8 protein-coding genes and 1 pseudogene are annotated in these 8,753 nt (G+C 53.7%); 3 read left to right on the top strand and 6 right to left on the bottom strand.

All coding sequences use genetic code 11. The annotated features are described in order from the left end of the window. Window positions 1–26: 26 nt before the first annotated feature. The 4 genes from AAC035_RS14940 to AAC035_RS14925 form a co-directional block, all read right to left on the bottom strand. On the bottom strand, window positions 27–149 hold the full coding sequence (locus AAC035_RS14940; RefSeq protein ID WP_339805526.1) for a hypothetical protein: 123 nt from the start codon (window positions 147–149) through the stop codon (window positions 27–29). Window positions 150–221: 72 nt separating this feature from the next. Then, complete coding sequence (locus tag AAC035_RS14935; protein WP_339805525.1) at window positions 222–1,313, bottom strand: alkene reductase; 1,092 nt, start codon at window positions 1,311–1,313, stop codon at window positions 222–224. Between the two features lie 52 nt (window positions 1,314–1,365). Next, window positions 1,366–1,911: a TetR family transcriptional regulator C-terminal domain-containing protein gene (locus AAC035_RS14930; RefSeq protein WP_339805523.1), complete on the bottom strand. Its 546-nt coding sequence runs from the start codon at window positions 1,909–1,911 to the stop codon at window positions 1,366–1,368. A gap of 439 nt (window positions 1,912–2,350) precedes the next feature. Beyond that, window positions 2,351–3,289, bottom strand: coding sequence for a DMT family transporter (locus tag AAC035_RS14925; protein ID WP_339805520.1), 939 nt, complete (start codon window positions 3,287–3,289; stop codon window positions 2,351–2,353). Window positions 3,290–3,460: 171 nt separating this feature from the next. Between AAC035_RS14925 and AAC035_RS14920 the strand changes: the two genes are divergently transcribed. Then, window positions 3,461–4,108, top strand: a complete 648-nt coding sequence (locus tag AAC035_RS14920; protein ID WP_339805518.1) for a LysR family transcriptional regulator — start codon at window positions 3,461–3,463, stop codon at window positions 4,106–4,108. Window positions 4,109–4,813: 705 nt separating this feature from the next. On the opposite strand, the gene AAC035_RS14915 is transcribed toward AAC035_RS14920, so the two are convergent. Further along, the gene (locus tag AAC035_RS14915; protein ID WP_339805516.1) at window positions 4,814–6,244 is read right to left on the bottom strand and encodes an esterase-like activity of phytase family protein; all 1,431 of its coding nucleotides are present in this window, start codon (window positions 6,242–6,244) and stop codon (window positions 4,814–4,816) included. Between the two features lie 60 nt (window positions 6,245–6,304). Next, window positions 6,305–7,180, bottom strand: coding sequence for a hypothetical protein (locus tag AAC035_RS14910; RefSeq protein ID WP_339805514.1), 876 nt, complete (start codon window positions 7,178–7,180; stop codon window positions 6,305–6,307). 288 nt (window positions 7,181–7,468) lie between these two features. Between AAC035_RS14910 and AAC035_RS14905 the strand changes: the two are divergent. Next, window positions 7,469–8,058, top strand: a pseudogene (locus tag AAC035_RS14905) (IS630 family transposase); the annotation flags it as partial. Window positions 8,059–8,248: 190 nt separating this feature from the next. Next, window positions 8,249–8,557: an antibiotic biosynthesis monooxygenase gene (locus tag AAC035_RS14900; protein ID WP_153740075.1), complete on the top strand. Its 309-nt coding sequence runs from the start codon at window positions 8,249–8,251 to the stop codon at window positions 8,555–8,557. The last annotated feature ends 196 nt before the right edge of the window (window positions 8,558–8,753 follow it).

Genomic DNA, 8,753 nt, shown 5'->3' with positions numbered 1-8,753 from the left:
GAATGGGTGGCAGACTTTGTCTGGAATCAGTGGCAACCTTGGTCTGGAATACGCAACATGTCATTCGTTAATGCGTTTTTCTTTTCTGGCCGCGCAAAAATAATTTCGAGTACACCGCCCTGCGTGCTGATTTTTACGTGCTCGCTCATACCGTTTCTCCTGGGTTTCTATTAGGTTATTCAGAAATATTTCTATTGAGTCTCTCTATCGGATCCTGATCACTAAAGCGTCGGATAATCCGTGTATCCAGCTTCCCCTCCGCCATAGAACGTCTTTGGGTTCGGTGCATTCAGTTCTGCACCTGATATGAGACGTGCGGGTAGATCGGGGTTGGCAATAAACAGCCTGCCAAAGGCAACCAGGTCAGCTGCACCATGGTTCAACGCCTCCTCGGCGGACTCTGCGGTGAAGCCTCCAGAGGCAATAAGAGGCCCACTGAAAAATGGACGAAAAAGAGAGCAGACTGAGTCCGGTGCATTCGTGTTGATCTCACCTGTCAGGCCAGCCCGCACCTGCGGCTCAATCAGGTGGAGATAGCCGATTCCCTTTTTCGAAAGGTGAGGAATGACGTATTCATACAGTGCTTGAGGATTACTATCCGCCATGTCGCCGACATCACTAAATGGCGACAGCCTGACGCCAATACGATCCATCGGCCAAACCTCCGATACGGCTTCTAACACCTCAAACAACAAGCGCGACCGGTTCTCGATTGAGCCACCATATCGGTCCTGGCGCTGGTTTGCGTTGTCCTCAAGAAACTGCTGCAGCAAATATCCGTTTGCTGCATGGATTTCAACGCCGTCAAATCCCGCATGGAGGGCCTTTTCAGCTGCGGCTCTGTAGTCAGCAACGATGTCCTGAATCTCAGCCAAGGCAAGTTCGTGCGGCACCTCATAAGGAACCCGGCTGAAAGTACTGGTAAAAGCGTTGCCTGTTGGCTTGATAGCAGAGGGAGCTACCGGTGCTTTCCCGCCTTCTTGAAAGGAGGAGTGCGAAATACGGCCAACATGCCAGAGCTGCAAAACAAACTTCCCCCCCTTTTCCTTTACCGCTTTAACCACATCAGCCCAGCCCCTGACATGTTCCTCGGTATAAATGCCTGGTGTTTGCGGGTAACCCTGTCCTTGACGCGAAATCTGGGTTGCTTCAGCGATAAGAAGCCCCCCAGGGGTGGCTCGCTGCCCGTAATAAACCGCGGCTAAAGGTGACGGAACACCATTAGCGCCCGCACGCATACGCGTCAGCGGAGGCATTACGACTCGGTGAGAAAGAGGCCACGGCCCCAGTTGGAACGATGTATTTAGCTTCATAAGATGACCAGTCGTCTTGTTTTTGAGTAAAAAATAAAGGAGAACTACCCCCTCACGAAAAAAATCCTACAAGCGTTACTTGCTCAAACTCCTCAAACGCTGCGCCGTTGCGTTCAACCTTTGCTCGCAAAACAGCTCCCTCCCAAGCGCTCACAAGGAAGCCTGCCAGAATCCCGGGTTTTGCCTGGATTCTCAGTCTCCCAGCTGTGCTTATTTCATCGATACAGCGTTCGATGACGAGGCTCCAATCCCTGTATATTCTTGCTAACCGTTCCTGAAACTCAGGATGACGGGCCATCTCGGAGCTGAAGTTTCCAATCAGACAGCCAATTTCGTAGTTGTTGCTTGCAAGCAACTTCGTCAACTTCTGGAAATGCAGTCGCAGCCTCTCCACGGGATCAATGGACTTGTCGCTCAGGATTGCGCGGCGCGAGTCTCCCCCCGTCCAGAACAGCTCCAGCGCTTCCATCGCAAGCGCTTCTTTACTCTCAAAGTGGTTATAAAACGACCCCTTCGGAACCTGGGCTGCCTGCGTAATGTCCTGCACTGTACAGCCGTAAAAGCCCTGAGTATTCAGGGTTTTCAGTCCAGCGTGCAACAGTTGTTCTCGTACGTTCGGTCGTGGCATATCTCGATAATATGACCAGTCGTCTTAGAAGTCAATGAGGCCGCCACTTGATCTTTTGCTTCGCAATCTACGACTCACATGGCATAGCCCTATCCTTGATCTGGGCAGCCTGGGGCAATCTCCTTGACTGTAAGATGACTGGTCAGTTTATAGGCGACGTCTACAGCGAGCCCAGTACCGTACTGACAGTGAACTACAACGGGAGATGACGATGCCTCGCGACCTTCGCATCGCAGGATTGCTTGAGGGGCTGGCCGCCGCCGGCCGTGCCGGTCTGCCAGCACCTCCAGCGAGTCTCGCCGATTGAGGGTGCTCAGCGTCGTCAGCCCCTCATCGCCCAAGATCAACACGTGACGATTACACTGGTAAGACCGGAGGCTTACAAACACTTGCCGTTAACTCAAAAATATCAAGCTTTACGACCGTACCCTCTCATGGCCCACAACACGCCCGTCACCAGCATGGTAATGGCAATAGCCTCCATTGGACGTGGCAAACGACTGCTGTAGACAAAACCGTATAGCAACGCAAACACCGGTTCGAACACGAAAACTTGCCCTGTCAATGAAAGGGGTAAACGTCGCGATGCACCGTTCCAGAACATGTTGGCAATCAGCGAGCCACCTACACCGATTCCCAAACTGACCACCCAGAACAAAAGCCAGTCTTTTTCATCTGGCACTGCATTGGTGGAGGTAGAGGACGAGCCCCACACCCACAGTAGTACTGCAAGTCCAATAGCCCATACACCTGCGCTTACCCCCGTCAGATAAGCCCATAATCCACTCGATACGTCAGTTCGGCGTTTCAACGCCCGCGCATTCACAACTGTAAACAGGCTCCAGCTGGCGAGTGCGCCGAACGCCATCAACAATCCTCTCACGGACTGGCCGATGGGCTGAGAACGCTCCCCACACATCTGCAATGCATCAGCATTGATAAAAAATATCCCGCATACAATGAACAGCAGTGGCCCGGCAAGGTTCGAGAATGGCAGCGTGTCTTTGTCGGACCGCCCCAAAAGCGTGACAACAACCGGGGCCATACCCACTACCAATGATGCGGGGCCAATGCCCACATCTTGAATTGATCCGGCCAGCAAGGCGAAAAAAAGAACGTTTCCTAAAGCGCCGAGCACCATGAGAATGCCGACATCGGAAAGCGACAGCTGTTTCCAGATCCTCAAAAACGATGGCGCTAGCAGGAATAGTGAGACCCCTCCGTACACCAGAAACCGACCGGTGGCGATCTCCAGCGCCGAGAACGACTTCAACACTAGTGGGCTGAGAAAAACCAATCCCCAGCACGCGCCTGCTGCAGCGCCTAGTAATACCCCTGAGCGAATCATAACGTTCTCCTTTGGCACACCAACTCTGATGTGCGCACTCTAGGGCAATCACGATTGTTCCAGTAGAGACATATCCGACTTGAGCCATGCCTGTGGGGCATGGCTATTATTCTTCGTCAGGTTTACGCAAAATGACCCTCAACACCGCCCTTGAGTCAGACGTCTGGATCTATGAATAAACTGAAACGGCTTCCACCTATTCATGCGATTTCTGCCTTCGAGTCAGTTGCCAGGCTGGGAAGTTTTACGGCCGCCGCTGGTGAACTCGATTTGGGCCAAAGCGCGATCAGCAAGCAGATTAAAACCCTTGAAGAACAAACCAAAACGCCACTTTTCATGCGGCGTGCTCGTGGCGTAGAGCTGACAAACGCAGGGAAAGAATTACTCAGCTCAGTTCAGCCGGCACTGCATCAACTATCAGCGGGTATCGAGCAAGTTCGCCAGCGTCACGATGCGCATACTGTCACCGTTATCGCGACTCACGCTGTCGCCCATTACTGGCTTTTCCCTCGCGTAATAGCGTTCAACCGCATACATCCGGAAATTACTGTAAGCATCCGATCGGACAACGCCATTGATGCGTCTAAGGTGGCGGAATTCGATTTCGGTATCCTCTATGGTGAGGGGGGCTGGCCTCTCCTCGACACGCATCCGTTATTCACCGAGTCCGTATATCCTGTATGCCACCCAGAGCTGAACTTCAGAGAGCCTAGGCAACCTGAGGATCTGACACACATGCCGCTTATAGAGCTGGATTCCACCGAATGGGATTGTATCGGTTGGTATGATTGGTTCCGTAGCTTTGACGTGGACTATTAGCCGGCCGAAAATTCTCTGACCTTCAACCAGGTCACCCTTGCATACGAGGCCGCTCGTCGGGGCCTTGGGGTTGCCTTGGGCTGGGACTTCATGGTCAAAGAGGATCTTCGATCTAACACGCTGAAACCTGTGGGATCATTTGTTTTCGAATCTGGCAAAAAAGACTACCTTGTTCACAACACCCCTTTGCCCTTAAAGCCGTCCGCATATAAATTTCGGGAGTGGCTTCTTACCTCTTTATAAACCCGGCATCCATGGAATCTAACGAACGGCCGGGTTCTTGGGGGGCAACCCGGTTACTGCGAACATTTCTACAAAAAGGCTGAACTTCTCCAGAGGTTGGTGTTGGTCTATCCGCCCAAATGTTCGCTTTGCGACCTTTGTACCCTTTTCGAACCTCATTTTGGGAAGCCTGAATCTTTTACTGCGAGCTTGCCACAATAAGTTACCAACTATATTGTGATGGATGTGGGCTTTATTCTCGGCGATCGCCTCAAAAGTTACCAACTTTATTTATTTCTAACGATTGCGTGGTACCAAAAAGTAACGCTTCAAAAGATGATTTGTTACCAACTTTATTATTATCCTACAGCTCCCTTGCAACATGCCAACAGAGGGACCTGTGCAGTGACCAGGTCCTGGCCGTTCAGGCTTCTTGGATAGGGGCGCCGCCCGGCTTCCGGGCGACGGATACATCGGTGCGGGTCAGTCGGTGCTCAGGTCGGCCTCGACAATGAACAGTCGATTACCATCTACGGTATTGGGGTCCAGCATCTTCTGCTCCAGTTCACCACTGGTGGCCCAGGTGGCGAAGTCATCGTCATTCAGCACCCCCAGGTGCTGGTCGTCAATCACCCACAAGCCTTCAATCTTATCGTGCGGGTAGTCTACTTCGGCGACCATATCTACCACAAGGGACTTGCTGACCGGCGCGATCCCGGTGCTGGCCAGGGCACTCCAACCCTGCTCCAGAACGACCTCCTCCAGGGTTTTCCCAGACAATGTCAGGCCGAGCTCCGCATCCTGTTCAACGTCGCCACTGGCTGCAATGGTTTCCAGATTGGTTCCGGAGGCAAGATCAATGCGGTAGACCTGCTTTTGCGCATCCGGCGCTGCTGCTTCAGCACCATTGGGGCCGCCATAGAGAAAGCTGCCATCGCGCTCGATCACCAGAAACTGAGTGGCGCTCAGGGCGACAATCTCGGAGTTCGAATTCTGGGTCTTTTCCTGGCGGTAGAGGTACTGCCCGATGTCGCCGGACTCCAGGTTGACGGTCACGATGCGGGTAATGTCCAAGTCCTTCACGGCACTGCCGGGGTTATACATGGTGGACTGCATGATGCCCACCAGGGTTTTCTCATCCGGCGTAACGGCCAGACCTTCCATCCCCCGGTTGGCGCGACGGTTGCCGAATTCGGCCGGCAGAGTCAGGTCAACCCGGTCATCGTTGGTGAAGGCGTTAATACGGCCGATCTCCCGGCCCTCGGCATCGAAATGAACGATATGGGGGCCATACTCATCGCTGACCCAGAAGGTGCCGTCCGACAGGGCCACCAGACCTTCCCCGTCCAAGCCATAGTCATCAAGCGCAAACGGATTGGTGGTCTCATCGTAGGGCTGGCCGTCATCCTCAAGTATGGGCTGGCCGTCGGCGTGGTACGGCGTTTCACCGGTTCCACCCAGGGCGGAACTGTTGGGCAGGCCGGTAATCGGGGACCCATCGGGGCGCTTCAGCAGGATCGTATCAACTTGCTCGATCATACCGTCCGCCTGGACTTCGAACAGCGCAATACGGGGGGTATAGTCCGGTGTCGGGAATATCTTGCCTTTACCCTGGTCGCCCGTGAACGTGGCATTGGGCCCCCGGTCGGTCAGGGCGTAAAAACGGTTTGCATCCGAGGGGTGGGCCGTCATCGCCGAACCGAAACCGCCGTTACGAATTTCAAACGGCTGCTGGGATTTGCCGTCAATCAGGTCATCCCTCAGCACGTTATAGGGCAGGAACACACCTTCCGCCGGATAGCTGTCAAATACGGAAGCGTTGTTGGTGTTATCGTCGCTGTCGCTGCAACCCACCAGCAGGGAAGACGCCACCAGGGATGCCAGGAGCAGTTTATGTTTGTTCATCGACTTCATTCTCTATTTCCTTCATCGCGTAAAGATTACAAAAGGGCGCTCAGGCCCCCGGGCCAGGTATCACTTGCAGAATGCGGGATTAAAACCGTAGACGAAGGCCGTCTTGGTCTGGGAATCGGGGGCAACCCACGGGGACAGGGATTTGAGCGCCTCAAAAGACTTGGCCGCCCGATTGACCACCTTGCGTGTGTAATCGGCGGATCCGTCCTCATAGCGGAATGACAGTTCGGCGACCAGCGGCGACTGGGCGCCCAACGGCACCCCTTGGTACCAGAGGGTCACGCTGATCTCGGCGTCGTGCTGGCCCAGGTCGATCTCCACTCCGCGGTAGACATGTTCACGGATCACCAGGTTGCCTACCAGTGACAGGGGCTGGTCATCCGGTAGACCGTAATCATCCTCAAAGCCGGGAAAATGATGATTGATGTCCTTTATTTCGTTCAGGTTCCGTGAATTTGGGGCCTTGGTGGAATGGCCGTACACTACCTTGAACGGCTCGGTGGAAGTGGCTCCGATATCGGATTCCAGCTTGGTCTCGGCACCGGAGGTAGACGACGATACGTCTTCAAAGTCTGAAATATAGCGGTCGCGACTGCGGAACTTGAGAGTGACTTCCGACTGGCCACTTTCCACGCGATCGCGGAAGGAATAGCCCATTTGGCGGAGCTGGCAGGAACCCTGAACGTCAAAGAAGCGCACGTCCCGCTGCTTGTCCAGGGAGGCACTGCCGGAGACGTCACGGGCAATGGCCGACTCGATTTCAGTCTCGGCCAGTGCCAGAAGCTGTCCCACCGAAACCGCTTCGTTCTGGTAGGTGAACTGGCTGGCATCCAGCATCAGCTTGTACTCGCGGGAAATGACATCGGGATTGGCCTGCACCAGTGTACTGAGCAGGATGGCGACCAACAGGACCATGGGGCGGCGACAGACTGTCATAACTTACTCCTTAATATGTAACCAAGCCAACAACCTGGCAGGAGCCCAACTCTAGCGAGCAAACATGACAGGTCCGATACCGTTGTATGACGACTTCATGATCACTTCATGACACACCTTGAGACACACCGACATGAATACTACCGCTACGGCCACCCGCTACAGGGTGCCTACGTGTTGCTCATCGGACGAGTTGATTAAGCCAACGGACAATGGCGCTCTCAGTCACACCTAATGACATTCTGGCCTGGGGAATGGTGTAACCTTGATCCAGCACCAGGCTGGCTGCATGCGTTGGTACTCTCGTGTGACGAAAAGAGTCAGGTACAAGCGTTGGACCGGACTCAGCCGGGTCTCCCCCTGAAGAAGGGACGAGCACAAACCATGACTCATGATTACAAACGTCATGGCACAACCACTTTGTTTGCCGCACTCAATGTGTTGGACGGGACAGTGATCGGGCAATGCCAGCAAAGGCACCGCCACATTGAGTGGCTGAAGTTCCTGCGCCAGATTAATCGTGAGACACCGAAGGACAAGGAGCTGCACCTGATCTGCGATAACTATGCGACACACAAGCATCCCGCAGTCCGGGAACGGCTGTATAAGCACCCGAGGTTCCACCTACATTTCACGCCCACCTCAGCCTCATGGCTCAATATGGTTGAACGATTTTTCGTGATCTGACGGAGGACCGTCTGCGTCGAGGAGTCTTCAGAAGTGTGGCTGACCTTACCGCCGCTATCGGAGCTTACATCCGTCGCCACAATAACGAACCAAAGCCCTTTATCTGGACGGCAAAGGCGAGCGACATACTGAGCAAGGTGGTGCGAGCAAATCGAAAATTGAGTTCCAAACAGAATGACGCACCACACTAGTATGATTCGCAGAGCAAGTTGCAGACACTGAATGATTACATGGCAGAGACGTCCGTGCTCGGCTAAGCTATTGTTTTATGGATTCATGTACAGCGTGATTGATGGTTCAAAGTCAGTAATAGTGACGCAGTCAAATTTCTGCAATGATAAAGCTCGCTGCCTAATTGCTCTTATTTGAGAAGGGGGTAAGGTGATTCGGGTAATTTACCGCTGGAAAGTAAAGGAAGATGACATCGCAAACTTCCAAGAGGTGTGGAGCCGCACCACGAATCACATACATGAGACTGTGGCGGGAGCGTTGGGAAGCTTTGTGCTTCGTAGCCCAGAAGATCCGACTGAAATTCTGACAGTGGCAAAGTGGGATTCAGTAGAGAACTGGAAGACCTTCTGGGTAGCGGATAATCCGTCCGAGATGAAGGGAATGCGGGAGATAGCTCAGCGGATTTCCGTGACCGTATACGATGAAGTTGACGACTTTACGCGGAGTCACGCAGAGTAGCTCGGCGGGATCGTTTACGTGCCATATAACCAGTGGCTGTTGTCGGACGCAGCAACGCTGGCGCTTCGGTGCACCGCAAAGCCAAGGCGTTATCGCACCATCTGAATGTTCGCTTTGCGACCGTCCCGCATCTCAGGCAATACCTAAAAAACTGCCTCCCCGGTGCTCCGCGGCCCACTAGATTAGAAACACGTCC

Origin of the sequence: uncultured Marinobacter sp., from assembly GCF_963974375.1 — a bacterium.
GTDB lineage: Bacteria > Pseudomonadota > Gammaproteobacteria > Pseudomonadales > Oleiphilaceae > Marinobacter.
Note: the sequence above shows the minus strand (reverse complement) of the source record. Positions and strands in the feature narration are given on the sequence as shown.

What these genes read in the sequence shown, in the direction of transcription:
- AAC035_RS14940 (WP_339805526.1), bottom strand. Translation starts at nt 149, where the DNA reads ATGAGCGAGCACGTAAAAATCAGCACGCAGGGCGGTGTACTCGAAATT.
- AAC035_RS14910 (WP_339805514.1), bottom strand. Translation starts at nt 7,180, where the DNA reads ATGACAGTCTGTCGCCGCCCCATGGTCCTGTTGGTCGCCATCCTGCTC.
- AAC035_RS14915 (WP_339805516.1), bottom strand. Translation starts at nt 6,244, where the DNA reads ATGAAGTCGATGAACAAACATAAACTGCTCCTGGCATCCCTGGTGGCG.
- AAC035_RS14925 (WP_339805520.1), bottom strand. Translation starts at nt 3,289, where the DNA reads ATGATTCGCTCAGGGGTATTACTAGGCGCTGCAGCAGGCGCGTGCTGG.
- AAC035_RS14935 (WP_339805525.1), bottom strand. Translation starts at nt 1,313, where the DNA reads ATGAAGCTAAATACATCGTTCCAACTGGGGCCGTGGCCTCTTTCTCAC.
- AAC035_RS14920 (WP_339805518.1), top strand. Translation starts at nt 3,461, where the DNA reads ATGAATAAACTGAAACGGCTTCCACCTATTCATGCGATTTCTGCCTTC.